The organism is Streptomyces boninensis (genome assembly GCF_048572725.1).
In the GTDB taxonomy this organism is placed as follows: domain Bacteria; phylum Actinomycetota; class Actinomycetes; order Streptomycetales; family Streptomycetaceae; genus Streptomyces; species Streptomyces boninensis.
The window spans coordinates 4,480,646-4,504,491 of sequence record NZ_CP183837.1; the positions used below are offsets into that span (position 1 = coordinate 4,480,646).

Consider the following 23,846-nt stretch of genomic DNA (forward strand, 5'->3'; position numbering starts at 1 on the left):
GGTTGGCATGTCCGCCGATGCCGACCTCGCAGCCGTCAGCGTCCTCGCAGAGGAGTCGCGGCGCCGGATGTACACCTTTATCCGGCGCGCCGGGCGGCCCGTCACCCGTGACGAGGCGGCCGAGCATGTCGGGGTCTCCCGTAAGCTCGCGGCCTTTCATCTCGACAAGCTGGTCGCGGCGGGGCTGTTGGACGTCGGCCCGGCGGCGCCGGGGTCCGTGAAGCGGGTGGGGCGGCGGCCCAAGGCGTATCGGCCGACCAGCGTGCGGCTGCACGTGAGCATTCCGGAGCGCCGCCACGAGCTGCTCGCGAGCCTGCTGCTCGACGCCGTCGCCGAGGACCGGCCGGGCGGCGAGGACGCGGCCGCCGCGGCGCTGCGGCTCGCGCGTCGGCGCGGGCGGCGGTTGGGGGAGGCGCAGCGCGAGGCGTGGCGGCCGGGGCGGCTCGGGCCCGAGCGGGCGCTGACGATCTGCGAGCGGATGCTGTACGAGCATGGCTTCGAGCCCGTACGGGAGGGGCCGGATCGCATACGGCAGCGCAACTGCCCCTTCCATCCCTTCGCCGAGCGGGCACCCGAGCTGGTCTGCGGCCTCAACAAGGCCTTTCTCAGCGGCTATCTCGACGGGATGCGGATCATCACGCTGAGCGCGGAGCTGGACCCGCGACCGGGTGAGTGCTGCGTGCAGGTGTGCTTCGCGGGAGGTGGGCAGCAGCTCTAGCGACCCCGGCCGGAGGCCACAGCAGCCGCCGCCACCGCCGCCCGTACCAGCGCCGCCGTCGCCATCGACCGCGACTGCTGCGGCCACGCGATGGTGAGGACCGCGGGCGCCGCGTCCGCGACCGGCCGGTACGCGAGCCCCGGCCGCTCGTAACGCCGGCACACGGAGCGCGGCAGCAGCGCGACCGTCTCGCCGAGCGCGACCCGGGTGAGCAGCTGCGGCAGGTCCCGGATGCCGTCCGGCTCCGGCGGCTTGCCCGCCGATTGCGGGGGCAAGCCGAGGTCGGCAAGGGTGAGTTCAGAAAGCGAAACGCGCGGATCCGCAGCCGGGAGGGCCGCCAAGCGCGGCTCCGTGTGCAGCGGCTCGGCGTCGAGGCCGGTGCGGTCGTACGGCTCGATGGCCAGCGCCGCGTCCGCCTCGCCGCGGCGGAGCAGCAGCGGCTGTTCGCCCATGCCGCAGAGGCGGACCTCGATCGGGAGGGCCGCCGACGCCGACTCGGCCGCGTACCGCTCCAGGATCGGCTCCAGCAGACCCGCGTCGCCGTCCGCTTTCGCGGCCAGGACCAGCTTCGGCTCGGTGTTCGCCGCCCGTTGAGCCCGACGGCCCGCCGCCTGCAGCGCGTCGAGGGCGATGCGGGCCTCGGCGAGGAGGACCTCGCCGGCGGGGGTGAGGGCCACGTGGTGGGTGGTGCGCTCGAAGAGGGTGGCGCCGAGGTCCGCCTCCAGGGCGCGGATGGCGCGGGAGAGCGGTGGGGCGGAGATGCCGAGGCGTTCGGCGGCGCGGGCGAAGTTGAGTTCCTCGGCTACGGCGACGAAATAGCGCAGCGGTCGGGATTCCATTACCCACAGGGTAATAGCCCGGAGCGAAGCGATCCTTCCGTGGTGGAGCCGGGCGCCGCATGGTCGAGGGGCTGAACATCCTCAGCACCTCGAAACATCCTCGAACTCAACTGCGAAGGCATTCATGATAGTTATCACCACCCCCACCGGGCAGATCGGCAGCCAGACCCTCGACCGCCTCCTCGCCGAGCCCGGCGCCGCCCCGGCCGTACGCGTCATCGCCCGCGACCCGGCCCGGCTCCCCGCGCGCGTACGCGAACGCGTGGAAGTGGTGCAGGGCTCACACGCCGACCCGGACGTCCTCGACACCGCATACGACGGTGCCGACGCCGTGCTCTGGCTGACACCCCCGCCGCTCACCGCCCCCGAACTGGAGCCGCACTTCCGCGACTTCACCCTCCCCACCTGCGCCGCGATCGAGCGGCACGCGGTCGGCCGCGTCGTCGGCGTCTCCACCCTCGGCCGCGGGGTCGCGAAGCGCGCCGGGCACATCACCGCAGCCCTCGCCATGGACGAGCTGATCGAGCGCACCGGCGTCCCCTACCGAGCCCTGTGCATGCCCGGCTTCATGGAGAACCTGCTCCCCCAGGCCCCCGCCATCACCGCCGAGAGCTGCTTCCGCACCCCGGTCCCCCTCGACCACCGCCTGCCCACCTGCGCCACCCGCGACATCGCCGCCGTAGCGGCCCGGCTGCTGCTCGACGGCTCCTGGAACGGGCAGGAGGACGTGCCGGTGCTCGGGCCCGAGGATCTGTCGCCGCGGGAGATGGCGGCGGTGATGAGCGAGGTGCTGGGGCGGGAGATACGGGCCGAGGCGGTGTCCGTGGAGGCGTACCGGGCGGGGATGCTGGCGCACGGCGCCTCCGAGGCGGCGGCGCAGGGCCTCGCCGACATGATGACGGAAGTGGTGGGGCGCGACCTGTACGACCGCGAGCGCTACGCCGCGACCGCGGCGCCGTCCCCGACCACCTTCCGCCAGTGGTGCGCGGACGTCCTCGCGCCCGCCCTCGGCGCCGGGGCGGCGCGGGCCTCGTAGGCTCTGATGTCATGGCCCCCACCTCGCGTCCCGTAGGAGCGGTGACGCGCGGCACCACCAACCCGAACCGGCTGCGGCGCATGGACCGCTGGATCGCGGCGGTGCAGGGGCCCGCGCTGCGGCGGATGGCGGCACCGGTGGCGGTGGATCTCGGTTACGGGGCCGCGCCCTGGACGGCGGTCGAGTTGCTGGAGCGGCTGCGGGTGGCGGCGCCGCGGGTGTCGGTCGTCGGGGTGGAGATCGAGCCGGAGCGGGTGGCGGGGGCGCAGGAGTATGCGCGGGAGGGGCTGCGGTTCGTACGGGGCGGGTTCGAGGTCCCGGTGGCCGGGGAGATCGGGCTGATCAGGGCCGCGAATGTGCTGCGCCAGTACGACGAGGAGCAGGTCGCGGCGGCGTGGTCGCGGCTGTGCGGGCGGCTGGCGCCGGGCGGGCTGCTGGTGGAGGGGACGTGCGATGAGGTGGGCCGGCGGCAGGTGTGGGTCGCGCTGGGCCCCGAGGGCCCGCGCACGGTGACCTTCGCGGCGCGCCTGGGGTCGCTGGCGACCCCGTCCGATCTGGCTGAGCGGCTGCCTAAGGCGCTCATTCACCGGAATGTGCCGGGTGAGCCCGTGCATGCCTTCCTCCGCGACTTCGACCGGGCGTGGGCGGCTGCCGCGCCGTATGCGGCGCTGGGGGCGCGGCAGAGGTGGGTACGGGCGGTGGCCGCGATGGCCACGGAGTGGCCGGTTGTGGACCGGCCCGGGCGCTGGCGGCAGGGGGAGGTCACCGTGGAGTGGAACGCCCTCGCGCCTAGGCACTGATACGCACAGGCTCGGTCTCGGTGCGGGTTGGGAGGGCGGCTGCGCGAAACGTCCCGGGCCAGCCCGTCCCGCCTTGCGGGACGCCCTCCCCCGGAGTTGCCCTACGCCGCTTGCACCGCGCTCAGCATCGCGTCCAGGACCTCGCGGTCGTGGGCGTACGACAACCGGTGGCGGGCCATCGGTGGCGGTAGCCAGATGAGGTGGTCGACCTCGCTGTTCGGCTGGAAGGTGCCCGTGAGGGCCTCCGCCTCCCAGTACGCGACCGTCTTCTCGCGGCCCGCGACCTCGTAGCGCAGCGACGGCAGCCGGACGCCGGGCGAGCAGGCGTAACCCGTCTCCTCCTCGACCTCGCGGACCGCCCCCGCGAGCGCGGTCTCGCCGCGCTTGAGTTTGCCCTTGGGGTGCGACCAGTCGTCGTACTTCGGGCGGTGGACGAGCGCGATCTCGACCGTCCCGTCCCGCGGCGAAGAGCGCCACAGGACGCAGCCGGCCGCGCGGATCGGGCCCCTGCCGGGGGCGTTCTCGATGCTGTCTGCCACGTCGGTCATCTCCTCTCGGGCTCTTCCTCCCCGGGACCGCCCGGGGTCCAGAGCCGGCCGAAGGCAAAACGTGCGGCCTCCACTTCGTGGCGCTGGTCGGCGTGGAGGACGCCGAGGGCATAGGCGGTGGCAGGGGCGATACGCGGCGTCTGCGCGGCGGCGGCAGCGGCGGCAGCCGCCTCGGCGGCGTCGCGGTGCCGGTCGAGGAGGCGGGCGGCGGAACGGTGGAGGGAGGCGGGCGGGAGGCTGGGGGCCGGCGAGTACGGGCCGTTGCCGGCCGGCTGGTGGGGTCCGTTGACCGCGGGCGAGTGCGGGCCATTGCCCGCCGACGGGTGCGGGCCGACGCCGGTCGGCGAGTGCGGGCCATTGCCGGTCGGCGAGTGCGGGCCGTCGCCCGCCGACGCATGCGGACCGACGCCGGCCGGCGAGTGCGGGCCGTCGGCGGCTGGGGGGCGCAACCCGCTCTGCGATGTCGGGCGCGCTCCGTTCGGCTCCGCCTCCGCGCCCGGTGGGCGGGTCTGCAGGACCTCCTGTACGTACCGGGCCTGGCGCAGCAGCCCTCGCACCCGGCGCCACGGCGCGTCCTGCCACTCACTCACCGCCTGCTCCGCCGCGCCCGCGGCCCCCGCGGCCCCCGCCCCCTCCTGCAGCCCAGGCGCCGTAGCGGACAGCCCGCGCGCCAGCGCCTCCGCGTTGTACGGGCGGCTGGCCCGCGCCAGCGGCAGCGCCGCCGTGGCCTCGACAAGGTGGCGACGGGAGGTCTCGGCGAGCGGGAGCAGCGCTTCCGCCGGGGCGTCGGCGGCCGGCGACAGCGGGGTTTCCGAGGCGAGTACGGCGACGGCGTCGGCCACGGCGTGGTAGCGGGCGGAGCCGACGGCCTGCAGCGCGGCGGTGTGGGCCTTGCTGCGGGCGAGGCCGAGGCGGCGCTGCAGCAGCGCGGCGGCGCGGGCGGCGCCGAGGCCGCGGGCCGGTGGGGTGCCGGGTTGGGCGGGGAGGGCGCCGGCGCCGGCGAGGCGGTGCAATGCGCCTAGGAGGCGGTCGAGGCGGGCGGCGTAGGCGTGTTCGCCGGCCAGGAGGGCGGCGAGCCAGGCGAGTTCGGCGCGGGTGTGGTCGGACCAGGCGGGGTCGGTGAGGGGGCGGAAGGCGTGCAGGGCCGCGCGGATGCGCTCGGCGGCGCGGGCCACCTGGTGGGTGGCGTCGGCCGTTCCGCTGGCGCCGTCGGCGCCTCCTTCCTCGTAGAGGCGGAGGCCGCGCAGGACGGCGGTGGCCTGCTCGTTGAGGTACGTGGCGAGCACGAGGCCGGCGGTGGCGCCGGTCGCCGGGGCAGCGGGTGAGGGCTTCGGGGCTGGTGTCACGCGATCACCTCGCACCCGTCGACCCCGGCGCCGGTCACGCACGCGCCCTGCGGTACGTCCGGGCCCACCCGTCCCGCCGTGCGGGACGCCTGCCCCCGGACTTGCGAGATCTCACCCACCCCCACGCCTGCGCCTCCGGGCGTCGATGAGTAGCTCCTGGACATTCGGCAGTTGCTGTCCTTCCGGGTCCAGGCTGTGCCTCGTCCACTCGCCGTCCGGGCCCAGGTGCCAGGAGGCGACCGCGTCGGACATGCCGGTCTCCAGTAGGCGCGTCAGCGCCGCTCGGTGGGCGGGGTCCGTCACCCGCACCAAGGCCTCGATGCGGCGGTCGAGATTGCGGTGCATCATGTCCGCGCTGCCGATCCAGACCTCGTCCTCGCCGCCTGCCGCGAAGGCGAAGATCCGGGAGTGCTCCAGGAAGCGGCCGAGGACCGAGCGGACCCGGATGTTCTCGGACAGGCCGGGGACCCCGGGGCGTACGGCGCAGATGCCGCGCACCCAGATGTCCACCTGCACGCCCGCTTGCGAGGCGCGGTACAACGCGTCGATCACCGTCTCGTCGACGAGCGAGTTCACCTTGAATTTCACGTACGCCGGCTCCCCCGCCCGCGCCGCGGCCGTCTCCTTCTGGATGCGCTGGACGAGGCCGTCGCGCAGCGACGTCGGTGCGACCAGCAGCCGGCGGTACGTCTCCCGGCGCGAGTAGCCGGACAGCCGGTTGAAGAGGTCCGACAGGTCCGCGCCGACCTGCGGGTCGGCGGTCAGCAGCCCCAAGTCCTCGTACAGCCGCGCCGTCTTCGGGTGGTAGTTGCCCGTGCCGACGTGGCTGTAGCGGCGCAGGTTCTCGCCCTCCTGCCGCACCACCAGCGACAGCTTGCAGTGCGTCTTCAGGCCCACCAGCCCGTACACGACATGGCAGCCCGCCTCCTCCAGCTTGCGCGCCCACTTGATGTTCGCCTGCTCGTCGAAGCGCGCCTTGATCTCGACCAGCACCAGGACCTGCTTGCCGCTCTCCGCGGCGTCGATGAGCGCGTCCACGATCGGTGAGTCGCCCGAAGTCCGGTACAGCGTCTGCTTGATGGCCAGCACGTCCGGATCGCCCGCCGCCTGCTCCAGGAAGGCCTGCACCGACGTGGAGAAGGAGTCGTACGGGTGGTGCAGCAGCACATCCCGGTCGCGCAGCGCCGCGAAGATGTCCGGCGGCGACGCCGACTCCACCTCCGCCAGGTCGCGGTGCGTGCCCGCCACGAACTTCGGGTACTTCAGCTCCGGCCGGTCCTGCCGCGCGATGCCGAAGAGACCGGTCAGGTCCAGCGGCCCCGGCAGCGGATAGACCTCCGAGTCGGAGATCTTCAGCTCGCGGACCAGCAGGTCGAGGACGTACGGGTCGATGGACTCCTCGACCTCGAGCCGCACCGGCGGGCCGAAGCGGCGGCGCATGAGCTCCTTCTCCAGGGCCTGGAGGAGGTTCTCGGCGTCGTCCTCCTCGACCTCGAGGTCCTCATTGCGCGTCACCCGGAACATGTGGTGCGCCAGCACCTCCATCCCCGGGAAGAGCTCCTCCAGATGCGCCGCGATGACGTCCTCCAGCGGCACGAAGCGCCGCGGCGAGGCCTCCAGGAAGCGGGAGAGGGACGGCGGCACCTTGACGCGGGCGAAGTGGCGGTGGCCGGTGACCGGGTTGCGGACGACCACGGCGAGGTTGAGGGAGAGCCCGGATATGTACGGGAAGGGGTGGGCCGGGTCGACGGCCAGCGGGGTCAGCACGGGGAAGATCTGCTGGCGGAAGAGGGTGAAGAGGCGCGCCTGCTCCTTCTCCGTGAGGTCGTCCCAGCGGATCAGGTGGATGTCCTCGTCGGCGAGCTCGGGGGCGACGTCCTGCTGGTAGCAGGCGGCGTGCCGGGCCATCAGCTCGCGGGAGCGGGTCCAGATCTGGTCGAGGACCTCGCGGGGCTGCAGCCCTGAGGCCGAACGGGTGGCGACGCCGGTGGCGATGCGGCGCTTGAGGCCGGCCACCCGGACCATGAAGAACTCGTCGAGGTTCGACGCGAAGATGGCGAGGAAGTTCGCCCGTTCGAGGAGTGGCGTGGCCGGGTCCTCGGCCAGTTCGAGCACCCGCTCGTTGAAGGCGAGCCAGCTGCGCTCGCGGTCCAGGAAGCGGCCGTGCGGCAGCTCTTCGTCCTCGGGGGAGCCGACGTAGTCATCGGGGTCCGCGTCGAGGTCCGGGGCCAGGTCGGAGCCGTCGACGTTCGTCCGCGGGGTGGCGACCGCGTGCGGCCGGTGGGCGGCGAGGGAGCCGACGGAGGGCTGCGGAGCCGCCTGCGGCGGCGACTGCGCAGGTGAGACACCGGATGCGGCGGTCGGTTCTTCCATGCCCCCATTGTCCCGTGCCGGGGCGGCATCGGGCACTACGGCCAGGGACTGGGGGGTGCGCTGCATTCACTGATGCTCGCAAGCGTGGTTGAACCGAGGGTAACGGCGAGGTGGCGCTCAGGAGGCGTCCCCTCGCTCCGCGGCCCAGCCGTCACTCGGCCCGCAGCGGCTTCAGCCTTCGGTCCGGTACATCAAATCCGTCTCGTGCGTACGGAAACCCAGCCGCTCATAGACCGTCACCGCCGCGACATTGTCCGCGTCCACGTACAACATCGCCGTCGGCATGGACCGGTCGTACGCCAGATACCGCAGCCCCAGCGAAGTCAACGCCTTCCCCAGCCCCGCCCCCTGCTCACTGGGCGCCACGCCCAGCACGTACACCTCACCCACCTGCTCCGCGCTGTGCACCTTCGTCCAGTGAAAGCCGACCAGCTCCCCACCCCGCTCCGCGAGGAAGAACCCGTGCGGATCGAACCACGGCTCCGACTTGCGATCCTCCAGATCACGCTGAGTGAGGGAGCCCTGCTCCGGGTGGTGCGCAAAGGCGGCGGCATTCAGCGCGAGCCAAGCGGCGTCGTCCTCGCCGGGCCGGAAGGTGCGGACGGTGACTCCGGCCGGGAGCTGCGGATTCGGGAGGTCGGCCCCGGTCAGGGGCATGCGCAGCTGGCGCAGCTCGCGGAAGAGCGCCAGCCCCAGCAGCCGCGCCAGATGCCGCGCCGCCGGATGCCCGCCATGCGCCCACACCCGCAGCCGATGCCCGGACTCGGCGAGCAGTGCGTCGCCAAGGGCCCGCCCATAGCCATTGCGCCGCTGCTCCGGATGGACGACGAACTCGGCCGCCGGAGCCTCCACCGGATCCGTGCCCTCCAGCTGCCCGTACCCGGCGAGCACGCCGCCCGCGGACAGCAGCAGGTGCTGCACACCCGGGCGCCGGCCGCCGCGCAGCTGCAGCCGGCCCTGCTCCGATACGGCTTGCCGGCCGTCGGCGGCGGCCGCGGCGTCCAGGATGCCGAGCACGTCGTGGACCTGCTGCGAGGTCAGCTCGTCGGTGACGACGATGCGTCCGGCCCCGGTCGGCACGGCGATTTCCGCGCCTTCATGTACGCCCTGCGCGCCCTGCGGTACTGCGGCCCCTGAGTCACTCATGGGTCAGAGGGTACGGGCCAAGGTACCTCGACGCGCAACCTCTTCTTAACCGCATGACCCTGTTGCGCTACGCGCGTTGACCTTAGGCTGCGCTCCTCAGGCCAGAACTATGGGAAGCGGAGCGTCATGGTGACAATGAGCCGGGCGGGGGCCCGGAGGGCCGGTGTCCTGCTGGCGGCGGGCGCGCTCGCGGCAGCGGCGTTCGCGGTGCCGGCCGGGGCCGACAGCGGCGACGGACCGTCGGCCGCCAAGGGCGGCAAGGGCGGCAAGGTCGACGTGCAGCTGCTGTCGTTCAACGACTTCCACGGCAATCTGGAGCCGCCGGCCGGCTCCTCCGGGCAGGTCACCGAGGACCAGCCGGACGGTACGAAGAAGACCATCAAGGCCGGCGGCGTCGAGTATCTCGCCAACTCGCTGCGCACCGCCCGTAAAGGCAACGACCTCTCCGTCACCGCCGCGGCCGGCGACCTCATCGGCGCCAGCCCGCTGGTCTCCGGGCTCTTCCACGACGAGCCGTCCATCGAGGCGATGAACAAGCTCGGCCTCGACGTCGGCGGCGTCGGCAACCACGAGTTCGACGAGGGCCGCACCGAGCTGCAGCGTATACAGAACGGCGGCTGCCACCCGAAGGACGGCTGTTACGACGACGGCCGGAAGTTCGAGGGCGCCGACTTCCCGTATCTCGCGGCGAATGTGGTCGACGAGAAGACGAACAAGCCGATCCTGAAGCCGTACACCGTCTGGAAGAAGAAGGGCGTCAAGATCGGCTTCATCGGGGTGACCCTGGAGGGCACGCCCGACATCGTCTCCGCCGAGGGCGTGAAGGGCCTGAAGTTCCTCGACGAGGCCGAGACGATCAACAAGTACACGAAGGAGCTGCGGAAGAAGGGCGTGAAGGCGGTCGTCGCCCTGATCCACGAGGGCGGCATGCCCGCCTCCACCTCGTACAACTACGACTGCGACGCGGACGGCCCGGGCTCCGGCATCTCGGGCCCGATCGCGGACATCGCGAAGAAGACCGACGCGGGCGTCGACAGCCTGGTCACCGGCCACACCCACCAGGCGTACGTGTGCACCGTCCCGGACCCGTCCGGCAAGCCGCGCATGGTGACCTCCGCGGCCTCCTTCGGCCGCCTCTACACCGACACCACGCTGACGTACGACCGCGCCCGCGGCGACATCGTCCGTACCAGCGTGAAGTCGGCGAACCACGTCGTGGACCGCGAGCAGCCCAAGGCCGCGGACATGACGAAGCTGATCAAGTACTGGGGCGACCTGGCCGCCCCCATCGCCAGCAAGCCGCTCGGCTACATCTCCGGCGACATCCCCGGCTCGGTCACCCCCGAGTCGCCGCTCGGCGACCTCATCGCGGACGCGCAGCTGGCGCACGCCAAGACGAAGGACGACAAGGCGGTCCTCGCGCTGATGAACCCCGGCGGCATCCGCGCCGATCTGACGCACAAGGCGTCGGGGTCCGAGGGCGACGGGGTCGTGACGTTCGGGGAGGCGTTCACCGTCCAGCCCTTCAGCAATACGGTCAACCTCGTCGACCTCACCGGCGAGCAGCTCGTCAAGGCGCTGCAGGAGCAGGTCAGCGGCGCGAATGAGGCCTCGCCGAAGATCCTGCAGATCTCCGACGGGCTGACGTACACCCTGGACATGACCAAGGCGGGCGCGGCCCGGGTGGTCGCCGACAGCATCAAGCTGAACGGCGACGCCATCGACCCCGCCAAGACCTACCGGGTCGCGATGAACTCCTTCCTCGCCGGCGGCGGGGACGGCTTCAAGACCCTCGGCCAGGGCAAGAACCCCCTCGTCGGCGGCGACGACCTGGCCGCGCTCGGCGACTTCCTCGCGAAGTCCTCCGCGGCGGAGCCGATCGCCCCGCCGAAGGCCGACCGGATCAAGGTCATCAAGTAGGGCAAGCCGGGAACAAGCAGGTCAAGCGCGTCCGCCCCGCCCGGGCACATCCGGGTCGGGGCGGATTCGTATACTCGTCCGCGACCAATTCCCGGCGTTCCCCACAGCGTCGGCCGGAGCACGCAGGGCCTGGCACAGGTCCTGCGTCCGGTTGCACTACCTGAGGAGAAGTCGCCTTGAGCTACGAGAGGCCCATAGCCAGCCACAGAGCGCCCACCCCGTCCAGGAAGAAGGACGACGGGAAGATCGGGCGGCGCTCCGCGCTGCGCCTCGCCGGCACCGGCGGGCTGCTCGCCGCGGGCGGCGGTGCGCTGGGGGCGTACGCCGAGCGGACCTTCGGCGGTGGCGGGGACATGGCCAACGCCGCCGCGGTCGCCGACCTCAACTTCGCCGGCGGCAAGACGGCCGCGGACCTGACGGTGCCGTCCATACCGCCCTCCGGGCGCCGCCCGAAGTACCGCAGGGCGACCTGGTCCGAGCAGTTCCAGGGCAAGCACGGCTGGTCGATCGGCGGCTCCGGCACCGCCTCTTCCGAGCGGTACGACACCGAGCGCTTCATCCGCGGCACGCAGTCGCTGCGCGTCACGACGGCCGGGAACGGCAAGCAGTCGTACGTCAGGAAGACCGGGCTCGACCCGCAGAACCTGACGGGCAAGATGATCCGGCTGATCTTCCGCGTCGACGACACGGCGAAGCTGTCCAAGCTGGTCTTCTACCTCGGCAGCCAGGGCCTCGCGAACAACTTCGTGTGGCAGTACCACATCCACTCGGCCAAGGCCGCGAACTACGTGCAGTCCGGCGAGTGGGTCACCGTGCACCTGCAGTGGTCGGACGTGCGCGGCGCCGCCGGGGCCTTCTCGGTCTCGCGGGACGGGGTGCCGTCCACGACGACCGGCTTCACCGACATGTCGTTCGCCGCGTACGACAGCGGCGGCGGCCCGGTCACGTACAACCTCCAGGCCATCGAGGCCGTCCCGGACACCTCGGCCGTCTTCCCGAAGGGCGTCGTGTCGATCACCTTCGACGACTCCCACCACTCGGTGCACGGCCTGGGCAGGCCCACGATGGACGCCTACGGCTTCCCGGGGACGATCTACAACATCGCCGACGCCATCGGCACGAACGGCTTCCTCACCATCGACCAGATGCGGTCGATGCAGAACTTCTCCGGCTGGGAGATGGCCGGGCACGCGTACGCCAACGACGCCCACACGGCGAGCTACGAGAAGCTCAGCGCCGAGCAGGTCGACGACGACCTGCGGAAGCTGCGCGAGTGGCTGGTGTCCAACGGCTTCACCAGCGAGCACTTCGCGTATCCGCACGGCTCCTTCCAGAAGACCACCGACGGCGTGCCGGTGGACCTCCTTGCGAGCCGGCACTTCACCACGGCGCGCTCGATCATCTCCGAGACGATCGAGTCCTTCGCGCCCGCGATGCCGTACCGGCTGAAGTCGCTGACCGGCATCACCGACGGCGAGGGCGTCGGCGGCACCCAGCTCGACCAGCTGACGGGCGTCGGCGGGCGGCTGGACCGGTGCGCGAAGAACGGCGACTGGCTGATCCTGTGCCTGCACCGCATCACCGACGGCCCCCCGAAGTCGAGCACCGAGATCAGCCGGGAGGGTCTTGCCGCGCTGATGAAGGAGATCGACGACCGGGGGATGCCGGTGGTGACGGTCGAAGAGGCGATGACGTACTACCGGTAGAACCAGTCGTTGCGCGCCTGTTCTTGTTGCGGCTGCTGTTCGGCGCCCGGCCAGAGCGGGACCTGCTCCTGCTCATAGGCCGGGGCCGGGTGCCCCTCGTACGCGTACGGCTCGTACGAATACGGCTGGTAGTACGCGTCCTGATAATGCTGCTGCTGCGGCGCAGCCGCCTGCGTGCCCCACGACACCGCCTGCTGCTGGGCGGGCCCCGGCTCCGCCGCCATCGCGGCCGGGATCGGCGTCACCGTGTGCGTATGCCGCAGCTGCACGCCCTCCAGGCGCATCGTCTGGAGCGTGCTCGTGACCGACGGGTCCGAGTACGGGTCCTCCTCCTCCCACACCGCCGCGACCTCCGCCTCGTGGCCGCCGACCGTCACCTCGACGCCGGACTGGCGGGTGCCCCAGCTGCCCTTGCTCAGGGTCAGCAGGGCGTAGAAGCGCAGGGGCGTGAGCAGCGTCAGCTGGATGACCCCGTACAGCGGGGCGAGCAGGAACATGCCGAAGCGCTTGATGAAGCCCATCCCGCGGCGCGGGAAGTCGAGATAGCGCACATTGCGCAGGTAGCCCATCAGCACCATGAAGATGAGGTAGTCGCCGATGTGGTTGAGGAACTGCTCGGGGCGCAGTATCGGCAGGATGACCATCGAGTAGAACATGGCCGAGCCGAACACCAGCCACAGCGCCAGCTCCATGGTGGTCAGCCAGAACGCCGGCCGCCACTTCGGCTGCTTGCGGAAGGCCCACTGGGACTCGCGGAAGAAGGACTTGTTCCAGCGCACCTGCTGGCGCAGGAAGTGCGGGAGCTTCTCCGGGACGGCGGTGTAGCCGACGGCGGTCTCCTGGAAGACCACCCGGCCCTCGATCAGGGCGTAGTTGGTCATCCGGCGGTCGTCGCCGAAGACGGCGGGCTTGCCGAGGAACTGCTGGTTGAGGAAGTCCGGGAGATAGCGGCGGACCAGGGTGCCGCGGTACGCGGACAGCGCGCCGCAGCAGCAGAGCACCGACTTCAGCCGGGAGTACGCGGCCCGCTCGAAGAGAAAGGAATTTCCGTAGCGGAGATCCTGCAGCCGGGTAAAGAGATTGCTGTCGTGATTCAGCGCCAGCACCATGCCGGTGGACGCCATGATGCGCTCGTCCGCCATCGGGATCAGCAACTCACGGACCGTATCCCGGGAAAGGATGGTGTCCGAGTCCACACACAGGAAAATATCGGTGTACGGCGCCGCCTGGAATCCGCGGGCCAGCGCCTCGCGCTTTCCGGCGTTCTTCGGCTGCACGCTCACCGTGTATTTCACGCCGTGCGCGCGGAATTCCCGGCCCATCCGCTTGGCGACCTTGATGCCGCCGGGGTCGGCGCTGGCGTCGTCGATGATGTGGATCTCGTCGGGCAGCCGGCTCTGCGCGAGGAGGCTGCGCAGCCCCTGCTCGAACATCGCCGGGTCCTCGTTGTAGATCGGGATGACGGCGGTGACCCAGCAGTTGTCCAGGTACATCAGCTCGTCCCGGCCCGCCTTCGCGGGCCGGTAGAAGAGCGCGCCGAGCATCTTCAGCGACAGCAGCCCCATGGCGCCGATCGCGTACAGGTGCAGCGAACCGGCGTCGAGACGGGTGGCGACGAGGGCCGCGAGGCCCAGGAAGACGAGGTAGGAGACGCGCAGGTGGCGGCGTCTGCGATGCCCTCGCCGCCCGCCGGCCTCGGCGGCTCCGGGTATGTACGGGTCCTGCTGACTCACAGCTTGACCACCCGGGGATGGTCCTCGGTCTTGCCGCGGGTGTCGAACAGGGCCTGCGCCCGGTCGGCGAGCGCGGGCAGATCGAGCTCGCGGTGCGGCTGCAGCAGCACGGTGAGGTCGGCGGTCTCGGCCTCTGCCAGGTAGTCGTCGACGCGGGCCACCGGCTCGCCGCCGACCGTCCAGTCCTCGACCCGCGGGTCGAAGTAGGACAGCACGGCGCCGCGGGCGCGCAGGTCCTCGGCGACGGTGAGAGCAGGGCTCTCCCGCTGGTCGGAGATGTCCGGCTTGTACGTGACGCCGAGCAGCAGCACGCGGGAGCCGCGGAGCGCCTTGCCGTGCTCGTTGAGCAGCTCGGCCGCCCGGCTGACCACGTATCCGGGCATCCGGTTGTTGATCTCCTGGGCCAGCTCGACGAAGCGGAAGGGGATGCCGAGGGAGCGGACCTTGAAGGACAGGTAGTTGGGGTCGATGGGTATGCAGTGCCCGCCGACGCCCGGGCCCGGGTAGAAGGCCTGGAAGCCGAACGGCTTGGTGGCGGCGAGGCTGATCGCGTCCCACAGGTCGACGCCGATCTCGCGGCAGAACATCGACATCTCGTTGACCAGCGCGATGTTCACATGCCGGTAGGTGTTCTCCAGCAGCTTGGCCATCTCGGCCTCGCGGGTGCCCTTCGCCTCCACGACCTGCCCGACGAACCGCTCGTACAGCCCGCGCGCGGCCTTGGTGCAGTCCGCGGTGACGCCGCCGACCACCTTGGGAGTGTTCTCCAGGCCGTAGACGGGGTTGCCCGGGTCGATGCGCTCAGGGGAGAAGGCCAGGTGGAAGTCCTCGCCGACGCGCAGCCCGCCGGCCTCCAGGCGCGGTCGTACGACCTCGTCGGTGGTGCCCGGGTATGTGGTCGACTCCAGCACCACCAGCGTGCCGGGCGTCAGGTGGGCGGCGACGTCGTCGACCGCGGCGTGCACCGCGGCGAGGTCGGGCGCCCCGTGCCCGGTGAGCGGCGTCGGTACGCAGATGACGACCGCGCCCGCGCCGGCGATCACCTCGGGGTTGTCCACCGCCGTGAAGCCCTGGTCGAGCATGGTACGAATCTCGGGATCCGAGATGTCATCGACATGCGACCTGCCGGAATTCAGGCCCGCGACGACCTGCGCGTTTCTGTCCAGCCCGACGACTTTCAGGCCGGCGCCCGCGGCGGAACGCGCGAGCGGCAGCCCTACGTATCCAAGCCCGACAACAACGAGATCCATAACGCGTGGCCCCCACCAATCGATCAAATTGAGACCAGATACTAACAACCGCTTTACCGCCCGTCGTTGGTTTACCAGGTGCCGCTTCTCACGCAAAGATGCGTACAACCATCCGTCCGCCTCATGCGTCGCAGCCCATGCAAGCCCCGAACATCAGGAGGAACTCCCGTGGCGACTTCTTCGCGCCGCAAACCACGTCGCCGCGTGTGGCCCACGATCAGACTGCTGCTGCTCGTAGGCGTCCTGGCGGCGGGCGGAACCGCGCTGTATCCGCTGTACAAGAAGGCGAACCCGGACCCGACCGACCTCAAGGTCAGGTACCGGACCGACACCCCGGCGACGGCCGCCACGGCCAAGCCCTGGCTGGAGGTCTTCAACACCTCCGACAAGCCGGTGAAGCTCGCGGACGTGCGGCTCCGCTACCACTTCTCCGCGGACGACGCGGCCTCCGGCTACTCGTTCAACTGCATCCAGGCGGTGGTCGGCTGCTCGAACATATCCGGCCGGATCCGGGAGTCGGGCAGTTCGGACGACACCGCCGACCACGTCCTCGAGCTCGCCTTCACCGAGGCCGCGGGCAGCCTGCGGCCCGGCGAGAACAGCAAGGGCATCGAGCTGCAGCTCTACCGCGTCGACCAGAAGAAGATGCAGCAGTCCAACGACCGCTCCTTCGACGCCGACAAGACCAGCTTCAAGGAGTCCGAGCAGGTCACCGCGCACCTGAAGGGCGACCTCGCCTGGGGCAAGGAGCCGGAGGGCATCAGCAAGGCCCCCGACGACGCCGAAGCCGCGCCGGAGATGGCCCCGCAGACCCCGTCAGGCGTCCTCTTCGACGACTTCAACTACCGCGGCCCGAAGGACCGGGCGCTCTTCAAGCACGGCTGGCTGGTCCGTACGAGCAAGGGCGGACCCGGCATCGAGAACACGTGGACGCCGGGCAACGTCTCCTTCCCGGCCGGCCCCGCCGACACCGGCGGCCAGGCGATCCAGCTGCGCGCCAGCACCGACGGCACCAAGGCGGGCACCAAGCAGTCCAGCGTCGGCACCCTGAAGCAGAAGTTCCGCACCGGCACGTACGCAGCCCGCGTCCGCTTCAGCGACAAGCCGACCACGGGCCGCAATGGCGACCACGTCAACCAGAGCTTCTACACCCTGGGCGGCAAGGGCGACGCCTACAGCGAGCTCGACAACGAGTACATGCCGAACGGCGGCTGGGGCGCCCCGGGCCCCAAGCTCGACACCACCAGCTGGCGGCACGCGGACAAGGGCGACCGGGTCACCAGCAAGGTGGAGCGGAGCCTGGCGGGCTGGCGCACGATGACCATGACCGTGACGGACAGCTCGGTCACGTACCGCGTCGACGGCCGCAAGGTCTACGTCAACGGCAAGGCCTACGCCCCGCGCTCCGACATGTCCATCCACCTCAACACGTGGTTCGTCGACCTGCCGTTCCAGGGCGAGCGGGCCTGGGACATGCAGGTCGACTGGATGTACTTCAACGGCAAGGCCGGCCTGTCGGCGAAGGACGTCGAGACGCAGGTGAAGAACCTCGCCGACGGCGGCATGCACTATCTGGACACGGTCAAGTGAGGGTGGTCAGCGGAGGACCGGGGCCGCGGCGGTGTAGTTGAAGATCTGGCCGCCGGTGGCGAGGTCGGCGGCGCAGGCGTTCGGGTACTCCTCGGACGACCAGTGGACGATGTCGTCGTCCCAGTGCCCGTACGCCCGGACCGTGACCGGGGCGTACTCCATCGTGCACATCCCCTGCGTCTCCTCCAGGTCGCCGAAGTCGCCGTCCACCTCGCCGATCGCCGCACAGGCGGCCTCCGCGCCGGGGTGGTTGCCGCCCGCCGGGTCGCAGGTGAGGTAGGCGAGCTGGGTCTTGTCCGGGTCGGCGACGCTCTGCACCGCGAGAATCAGGTGGCTGCCGGCGTCCGGCTGGGCGCCGGCGTGGTCGGCCGCGACGGCCGCGGGGGCGGCCTGGGCGAGAGCGGCGGCGAAGGACAGGGCGAGCGCGGCGCGCATGCCGCGACGGGAGAGACTCATGCGCGCAAGGAAAGCCGATCCGGTCAGTCCTCCGCCGGACCCTCACCCGTACGAGGCATGCCGTTAGGCGCATCGGTGGGCGGCGGGGCGGGCGGCTCCTCGGGCGCGCCCGGGATGCGGACGGAGGCGAGGGTGCCGCCGCCGTCGGCTTCGCTCAGCTCTATCGCGCCACCGGCCTGCTGGACCGTACGGGCCGCGATGGACAGCCCGAGCCCGCTGCCGGGCAGCCCGCGGTGGGCGGGCGAGCGCCAGAAGCGCTCGAAGACATGCGGCAGGTCGTCCGGCGGAATGCCGGGACCGTGATCGCGTACGGTCAGCTCGCCGGTATCGGGGTGGATCCGGACCTCCACCTCAGCGCCGTCCGGGGAGAACTTCACGGCGTTGTCGAGGAGATTCACCACCGCCCGTTCGAGAGCGGCCGGCTCGGCACGTACGTACCAAGGTGCCAGCTCGGCGACGACGCCGACCCGGTCGGCGGCCCGCAACCGGGCGCGGGAGACAGCCTTCTGCGCGATGTCATGCAGCCCGACGACCTGCGGCGGCCGCGCCCCCGGCACGGTGTCCGGGCGGGCCAGCTCCTGCAGATCCCCGATCAGCGCGCCGAGCTCGGTCATCTGCGCCTTGACGGAGGTCAGGAGCTCCTTCTTGTCCTCGGGTGGGAGGGGGCGCCCGGACTCTTCGCTGCGGGCGAGGAGTTCGATGTTCGTACGGAGCGAGGTCAGGGGCGTGCGCAGCTCGTGTCCGGCGTCGGCGATGAGCTGCTGCTGGCGCTCGCGGCTCGAGGCCAGGGCCTCGGTCATGGCGTTGAAGGAGCGGGAGAGGCGGGCGATCTCGTCGTCGCCTTCGACGGGGATGCGGACGCTCAGGTCCTCGGTGGCGGCTACGTGCTCGACGGTGCCGGTGAGGCGCTCCACCGGGCGAAGCCCGGCGCGGGCGAGGGTGACGCCGGCGATGCCGGAGCCGATGACGCCGGCGCCGGCGACGAGGGCGAGAACCCAGGTGAGGGTGGAGAGGGGGCCGGTGACTTCGCTCATGGGTTTGGCGATGGAGAGGGCGGTCGGCTGGTCGTTATAGGTCGCCCCGCCGTAAGGCCGGGTGAAGACCCGCCAATCAGTGCCGTCCACCGTGATGGTGTGCAGCGCGTAGGCGGCCGGGCCCCTTCCCGGCCCCGGCGTCTCCGTCGCGGCGGCGGTCTGTTTGTCCTCGTCCGTCGCCGGGAAGGTGTGCTCGCCGCTCACCCAGCAGGTGCTGCCGTCAGGCGTGACCAGCTGCGCGGCCGTGCCCTCCGGGTTGAGCCCTACTTGCCGGAGTCGCTCCGGCTTCTCCTTCTGGCAGCCGATCTCTTCGAGCACGTTAAGCGTGTTGGGCACCTCGGCATGCCGCAGCGACCGGTCCAGCTCATTCATCAGCTGATCCCGGGTGATGAGCCAGCTCGCCATGGCCACCACAGCCACCGCCACCGCCACCGCGGCCGCCACCAGCAGGGCGAGCCGCGATCTCAGCGGCAACCGGTTGAGCCGTGCGATCAACGCTCGGCGCTCCCCGGCCCGCCAGGCCCGCCCGCGTCGTTGCGCAGCACGTACCCGACCCCCCGCACCGTATGAACCACCCGCGACGCGCCCCCGGCCTCCGTCTTCCGCCGCAGATACATCACATACACATCCAGCGAATTCGAGCTCGGCTCGAAGTCGAACCCCCACACCGCCTTCAGGATCTGCTCCCGCGTCAGCACCTGCCGCGGATGCGCCAGGAACATCTCCAGCAGCGTGAACTCCGTCCGCGTCAGCTCGATCGCCCGCCCGCCCCGCGTGACCTCGCGCGTCGCGAGGTCCATCCGCAGGTCGCCGAGGGCGAGCACCTGCGAGTCGTCGTCGACCGCCCCGCTCTCCTGCGCGTACGAGCTGCGCCGCAGCAGCGCGCGGATCCGGGCGAAGAGCTCGTCGAGCTCGAAGGGCTTGACCAGATAGTCGTCGGCCCCGGCATCCAGGCCGGTGACCCGGTCACCGACCGTATCCCTCGCCGTCAGCATCAGGATCGGCGTCGTGACCCCGGTCGCCCGCAGCCGCCGGGCGGCCGTCAGGCCGTCCATGCGCGGCATCAGCACGTCGAGGACGATCAGGTCGGGCCGGTACGCATCGGCCTTCTCCACGGCATCGAGGCCGTCGACGGCCAGCTCCGTCGCGTATCCCTCGAAGCCCAGGCTGCGCTGAAGGGCTTCGCGTACGGCGGGCTCGTCGTCGACGACCAGGATCCGGGGCTGGTGCGTGGCTTCACTCACAGGGTCAATTGTTCCGCAGGTCGTCGAGGTTCTTCTTCACGTCGTTGATCGGGATCGAGAATCCGAGTCCCATGCTGCCCGAGTCGCCGCCGCTCGCATTCGAGGACGAGTACATGGCGGAGTTGATGCCGATGATCTCGCCCTTCATGTTGACCAGCGCGCCGCCGGAGTTTCCGTGGTTGATGGAGGCGTCGGTCTGGATGGCCTTGTACGTGGTGGTGTCGCCGCCGACCTTGCCGTTGTACTCCTGGCCGCCGAAGCCGAACGGCCACTCCTGGCCCTGGCCCTGCGGGGCCTGCTGCTCCTGCTGCGGGTCCTGGTCCTTCTGTACGGTCACATCGCGGTCGAGCGCGGAGACGATGCCGCTGGTCACGGAGCCGGACAGGCCCTCGGGGGAGCCGATGGCGACGACCTCGTCGCCGACCTTGAGGTCGTCGGAGTCGCCGAGCGTGGCGGGCTTCAGGTCGCTCTTGCCCTGCGCCTTGATCAGCGCCATGTCGTGGTCGGCGTCGGTCCCGACGACCTCGGCGTTGGCGCTGGAGCCGTCGCTGAACTTCACCTTGATGCTCTGGGCACCGGAGATGACGTGGTTGTTGGTGAGGATCTCGCCGTCCTTGGTGATGACGACGCCGGAGCCGATGGACTTTCCGGCGCTGGTGGCGGCCTCTATCTCTACGACGCTCGGGCTGACGGCCGCGGCGACGGCGGAGACGCCGCTGCTGCCGCTGGAGACGTTGGAGCCGTTCACGATGCCGCTGCCGCTGGCGGAGGCGGAGTTGCCGGTGAGCTCGTTCGCCAGGATGGCGCTGCCGCCGCCGACGGCGCCGGCGACGATCGCCACGGCGGCGAAGAGGGCGAGGGGGCGGCGGGCGCGGTGCCGCGCCTTGGGCGCGGCCTCGGGTCCGGGGCCCGGGGCCGCGGGCAGGCCGCCCTCGCCGAAGCCGGCGTACGGGGGCTGCGTGGGCGGCGGCACCGGGGGTGCGGGGGGCGCCGGAGGCGCGGGCGGCACCATCCCGGCGCCGCCGGCCTGCGGCTGCGGGGCTCCGGGCCACACGGTGACGCCGTCCCCGGCGGAGTAAGGCTCCTGCTGGTCACTGCTGCGGTACCTGTCATCGCTCATGACAATGACGATCCCGCCGCTTTCTGAGAGCCGCCTGAGGACGGGTTAAGAGGTCCGACAGAAACCTGTATGCCCGATATAAAGACCGCCGCGGGGTGAGGTCACCCACACCCGCAGGACTGCCGCACCACCAGCCGCGACGGGAACTGCTTGATCCGCGACCGCCGCGGCGCGTCCCGCGGCTCCTCGTCGTCGAGCACCAGCTCCACCGCGGCCCGCGCCATGGCCTCGCGGTCCGAGGCCACCGTCGTCAGCGGCGGATCCGTGAGCGCGGCTTCCTTCACATCATCGAAGCCCGCGACCGCCAGCTCGCCCGGTACGTCGATGCGCAGCTCCCGCGCCGCCCGCAGCAGCCCGATCGCCTGGTCGTCCGTCGAGCAGAAGACGGCCGGCGGCCGGTCCGGTCCGCTGAGCAGCCGCAGCCCGACCTCGTACGCCCCGTACCGGTCGAAGGGCGCCTCGAACAGCCGGCCCTCCGCGCCGATCCCGGCCTCGGCCATCGCCCGCCGCCAGCCCTCGATGTGGTCGGTGACCGGGTCGCCGATGATCGGCGTGCCCTCCACGCCACCCAGACAGGCGACATACGGATGCCCGTGCTCCAGCAGATGCCGGGTGGCCAGCTGCGCGCCGCCCACGTCATCCGTGACAACGACGAAGTCGTCCGGCGACTCGCGCCGCTCGTGCAGCAGCACGACCCGCGCGTCCCAGGCGTCTATCTCGGCCGCCGCGACATCGCTCGGCCCCTGCGTGACCAGGATCAGCCCGGACACCTGCATGCCGAGGAAGGCCCGCAGATAGTGGACTTCCCGGTCATCCCGGTAGTCGGAATTGCCGACCAGGACCATCTTTCCGCGGTCGTTGGCGGCCTGCTCGACCGCATGCGCCATCTCCGCGAAGAACGGCTGGCGGGCGTCCGGCACGATCATGCCTATAAGGTCCGTACGCCGCGAGGCCATCGCCTGCGCGACGCGGTCCGGGCGGTAGCCCAGCTCCGCGATCGCCGCCAGCACCCGCTCGCGGGTGGCAGGCGCCACCGGGCGAGGTCCGTTGTTGATGACATAGCTGACGACCGCGGTGGACGTGCCCGCGAGCCGTGCGACATCGTCTCGCGTCACCTTGGCCACGAGGGCAGTCTACGCGGGATGACCCATCCTGACCTGGCCTGTGTATAACGGAAGAGCTATGCCTTCCGGCCGGACTCCTGGGCCGCGCTCTTCGTCACCTTCTCGGCCTCCGCGGCAGCTGACTCCGCCGCCTCCCGCTCGACCTTCTCCGGCGCGACGAAGCGATAGCCCACGTTCCGTACGGTCCCGATCAGCGACTCGTGCTCCGGCCCGAGCTTGGCCCGCAGCCGTCGTACGTGCACGTCCACGGTCCGCGTGCCGCCGAAGTAGTCGTAGCCCCAGACCTCCTGCAGCAGCTGCGCCCGGGTGAAGACCCGGCCGGGGTGCTGCGCGAGGTACTTGAGCAGCTCGAACTCCTTGAAGGTCAGGTCCAGGACCCGGCCCTTGAGCTTGGCGCTGTAGGTGGCCTCGTCGACCGTCAGGTCGCCGTTCTTGATCTCGGTCGGGCTGTCGTCCGTAGGGATCTGCTGCCGGCCGAGCGCCAGCCGCAGTCGCGCCTCGACCTCGGCCGGGCCCGCGGTGTCCAGCAGCACGTCGTCAATGCCCCAGTCCGCGGTGACGGCGGCGAGCCCGCCCTCCGTCACGACCAGGACCAGCGGGCAGCCCGGGCCCGTGGAGCGGAGCAGCTGACACAGGCTGCGCACCTGCGGCAGGTCGCGGCGGCCGTCGATGAGGATGACGTCGGCGCCGGGCGTATCGATGAGGGCCGGGCCCTCGGCGGGGGCCACCCGCACGTTGTGGAGCAGCAGCCCCAGAGCGGGGAGCACCTCGGTGGACGGCTGGAGCGCATTGGTCAGCAGCAGGAGAGAACTCATCGCCGGCCACCCCCCGCGACCGTGATGGTGGCCGTGCTGTCCGGTCGGTCACTGCGCTTGCCCATGGCGGTGGCTCCTCCTCGTTGTCCGCGAGGACGTCTGCGGCACTGCTTCTTACGGCTTGCTGCTCGCGACTCCCGAGGGGCCCTGTCCAGGTCCCTGAAAGCACGAAAGGACCCGGGGGCTACTCTGCCCGGATCCTTAGCGAGCGAGAATACCCCACATGAGTTCCGTACCGGAGGCCGCTTCCGATCACAGTTATGTACCGCGCGTCACATCACCATCACAGGAGGCGGCGCGCTCCGCGACTCTGCACGCCTCGGACGGCGTACGGATCGAGGCCGCCTACGACCCGGGCCCGCCCGGATCCGAGCTCGTGATCGTCGTGGCACACGGCTTCACCGGGTCGCTGGGGCGGCCCGCGATCCGGCGGACGGCGGAGGTGTTCGCGCAGCGTGCGGGCGTGGTCACGTTCTCGTTCCGGGGGCATGGCGGGTCCGGTGGCCGGTCGACGGTCGGCGACAAAGAGGTCCTCGACCTCGACGCGGCGGTGGCATGGGCCCGCTCCCTGGGCCACTCCCGCGTAGCCACCGTCGGCTTCTCCATGGGCGGCTCGGTGGTGATCCGGCACGCGGCGGAGGCGCGCAGAGGGCGCACGGATGCATCACCCGATGTGATGGCGGCGGTCAGCGCTCCGGCGCGGTGGTTCTATCGCGGTACGGCCCCGATGCGACGCCTCCACTGGGTGGTGGAGCGCCGCCTCGGCCGGGTGGTCTCGCGACTGGGCCTGAAGACCCGCATCCATCCGGAGCGCTGGGACCCGATCCCGCTCTCCCCGGTGCAGTCGATGCCCCTGATCCCACCGACCCCGATCCTGATCGTCCACGGCGACCGCGACGGCTACTTCCCCCTGGACCACCCCCGCTCCCTGGCCGAGGCGGCCCCGGAGGCGGAGCTGTGGATCGAGGAGGGCATGGGGCATGCGGAGAACGCCGCCTCGGAGGAGCTGCTGCAGCGGATCGCGGAGTGGGCGGCGCAGCAGCCGTAA

At 71.2% G+C, this 23,846-nt stretch carries 20 protein-coding genes; 7 read left to right on the top strand and 13 right to left on the bottom strand.

From position 1 onward, the window contains the following. Positions 1-7 precede the first annotated feature (7 nt). Positions 8-718 carry a helix-turn-helix transcriptional regulator gene (locus tag ACNNMR_RS20315; protein ID WP_419996067.1) on the top strand — a complete coding sequence of 237 codons (711 nt, stop codon included), beginning with the start codon at positions 8-10 and terminating at the stop codon, positions 716-718. On the opposite strand, the gene ACNNMR_RS20320 is transcribed toward ACNNMR_RS20315, so the two are convergent. Then, positions 715-1,557, bottom strand: a complete 843-nt coding sequence (locus ACNNMR_RS20320) for a LysR family transcriptional regulator (protein WP_419996068.1) — start codon at positions 1,555-1,557, stop codon at positions 715-717. The two genes, ACNNMR_RS20315 and ACNNMR_RS20320, sit on opposite strands and share 4 nt — an antisense overlap. 124 nt (positions 1,558-1,681) lie before the next feature. Between ACNNMR_RS20320 and ACNNMR_RS20325 the strand changes: the two genes are divergently transcribed. Both ACNNMR_RS20325 and ACNNMR_RS20330 read left to right on the top strand, forming a co-directional pair. Further along, positions 1,682-2,593 carry an NAD(P)H-binding protein gene (locus ACNNMR_RS20325; RefSeq protein ID WP_419996069.1) on the top strand — a complete coding sequence of 304 codons (912 nt, stop codon included), beginning with the start codon at positions 1,682-1,684 and terminating at the stop codon, positions 2,591-2,593. An 11-nt stretch (positions 2,594-2,604) separates the two neighbouring features. Continuing rightward, the gene (locus tag ACNNMR_RS20330; RefSeq protein WP_419996070.1) at positions 2,605-3,393 is read left to right on the top strand and encodes a class I SAM-dependent methyltransferase; all 789 of its coding nucleotides are present in this window, start codon (positions 2,605-2,607) and stop codon (positions 3,391-3,393) included. Between the two features lie 101 nt (positions 3,394-3,494). Here ACNNMR_RS20330 and ACNNMR_RS20335 read toward each other — a convergent pair whose 3' ends face one another. The 4 genes from ACNNMR_RS20335 to mshD form a co-directional block, all read right to left on the bottom strand. Next, on the bottom strand, positions 3,495-3,941 hold the full coding sequence (locus ACNNMR_RS20335; protein ID WP_419996071.1) for an NUDIX hydrolase: 447 nt from the start codon (positions 3,939-3,941) through the stop codon (positions 3,495-3,497). Beyond that, positions 3,938-5,287 carry a CHAD domain-containing protein gene (locus ACNNMR_RS20340; RefSeq protein WP_419996072.1) on the bottom strand — a complete coding sequence of 450 codons (1,350 nt, stop codon included), beginning with the start codon at positions 5,285-5,287 and terminating at the stop codon, positions 3,938-3,940. Before ACNNMR_RS20340 ends, ACNNMR_RS20335 begins: the two co-directional genes overlap by 4 nt. Before the next feature lie 111 nt (positions 5,288-5,398). Further along, positions 5,399-7,660, bottom strand: coding sequence for an RNA degradosome polyphosphate kinase (locus ACNNMR_RS20345; protein WP_419996073.1), 2,262 nt, complete (start codon positions 7,658-7,660; stop codon positions 5,399-5,401). A 171-nt stretch (positions 7,661-7,831) separates the two neighbouring features. Next, a complete protein-coding gene (gene mshD, locus ACNNMR_RS20350) occupies positions 7,832-8,806 on the bottom strand; it encodes a mycothiol synthase (protein WP_419996074.1) in 975 nt (324 codons plus the stop codon). A 135-nt stretch (positions 8,807-8,941) separates the two neighbouring features. Between mshD and ACNNMR_RS20355 the strand changes: the two genes are divergently transcribed. Next, positions 8,942-10,726, top strand: coding sequence for a bifunctional metallophosphatase/5'-nucleotidase (locus tag ACNNMR_RS20355; protein ID WP_420000420.1), 1,785 nt, complete (start codon positions 8,942-8,944; stop codon positions 10,724-10,726). Positions 10,727-10,902: 176 nt separating this feature from the next. Beyond that, on the top strand, positions 10,903-12,432 hold the full coding sequence (locus tag ACNNMR_RS20360) for a polysaccharide deacetylase family protein (RefSeq protein ID WP_419996075.1): 1,530 nt from the start codon (positions 10,903-10,905) through the stop codon (positions 12,430-12,432). On the opposite strand, the gene ACNNMR_RS20365 is transcribed toward ACNNMR_RS20360, so the two are convergent. Together ACNNMR_RS20365 and ACNNMR_RS20370 are read right to left on the bottom strand one after the other, a co-directional pair. Continuing rightward, positions 12,423-14,165 (bottom strand): glycosyltransferase, encoded by a 1,743-nt coding sequence (locus ACNNMR_RS20365; protein ID WP_419996076.1) that lies wholly within the window; start codon positions 14,163-14,165, stop codon positions 12,423-12,425. The genes ACNNMR_RS20360 and ACNNMR_RS20365 overlap by 10 nt on opposite strands. Next, complete coding sequence (locus ACNNMR_RS20370) at positions 14,162-15,415, bottom strand: nucleotide sugar dehydrogenase (RefSeq protein WP_419996077.1); 1,254 nt, start codon at positions 15,413-15,415, stop codon at positions 14,162-14,164. The genes ACNNMR_RS20365 and ACNNMR_RS20370 overlap by 4 nt, the downstream gene beginning before the upstream one ends. A 168-nt stretch (positions 15,416-15,583) precedes the next feature. Between ACNNMR_RS20370 and ACNNMR_RS20375 the strand changes: the two genes are divergently transcribed. Then, positions 15,584-17,005 (top strand): cellulose binding domain-containing protein, encoded by a 1,422-nt coding sequence (locus tag ACNNMR_RS20375; protein ID WP_419996078.1) that lies wholly within the window; start codon positions 15,584-15,586, stop codon positions 17,003-17,005. Between the two features lie 6 nt (positions 17,006-17,011). Here ACNNMR_RS20375 and ACNNMR_RS20380 read toward each other — a convergent pair whose 3' ends face one another. The 6 genes from ACNNMR_RS20380 to ACNNMR_RS20405 form a co-directional block, all read right to left on the bottom strand. Further along, a complete protein-coding gene (locus tag ACNNMR_RS20380) occupies positions 17,012-17,461 on the bottom strand; it encodes an SSI family serine proteinase inhibitor (RefSeq protein WP_419996079.1) in 450 nt (149 codons plus the stop codon). A 23-nt stretch (positions 17,462-17,484) separates the two neighbouring features. Continuing rightward, complete coding sequence (locus ACNNMR_RS20385; RefSeq protein ID WP_419996080.1) at positions 17,485-18,990, bottom strand: HAMP domain-containing sensor histidine kinase; 1,506 nt, start codon at positions 18,988-18,990, stop codon at positions 17,485-17,487. Next, complete coding sequence (locus ACNNMR_RS20390) at positions 18,987-19,748, bottom strand: response regulator transcription factor (RefSeq protein WP_420000421.1); 762 nt, start codon at positions 19,746-19,748, stop codon at positions 18,987-18,989. Before ACNNMR_RS20390 ends, ACNNMR_RS20385 begins: the two co-directional genes overlap by 4 nt. Next, the gene (locus ACNNMR_RS20395; protein WP_419996081.1) at positions 19,744-20,859 is read right to left on the bottom strand and encodes a S1C family serine protease; all 1,116 of its coding nucleotides are present in this window, start codon (positions 20,857-20,859) and stop codon (positions 19,744-19,746) included. Before ACNNMR_RS20395 ends, ACNNMR_RS20390 begins: the two co-directional genes overlap by 5 nt. 101 nt (positions 20,860-20,960) lie before the next feature. Continuing rightward, positions 20,961-21,983: a LacI family DNA-binding transcriptional regulator gene (locus ACNNMR_RS20400; RefSeq protein ID WP_419996082.1), complete on the bottom strand. Its 1,023-nt coding sequence runs from the start codon at positions 21,981-21,983 to the stop codon at positions 20,961-20,963. Positions 21,984-22,039: 56 nt separating this feature from the next. Further along, positions 22,040-22,798, bottom strand: coding sequence for a response regulator transcription factor (locus ACNNMR_RS20405; RefSeq protein WP_419996083.1), 759 nt, complete (start codon positions 22,796-22,798; stop codon positions 22,040-22,042). 223 nt (positions 22,799-23,021) lie between these two features. Here ACNNMR_RS20405 and ACNNMR_RS20410 point away from each other — a divergent pair, with 223 nt between their 5' ends. Further along, complete coding sequence (locus ACNNMR_RS20410; RefSeq protein ID WP_419996084.1) at positions 23,022-23,846, top strand: alpha/beta hydrolase family protein; 825 nt, start codon at positions 23,022-23,024, stop codon at positions 23,844-23,846.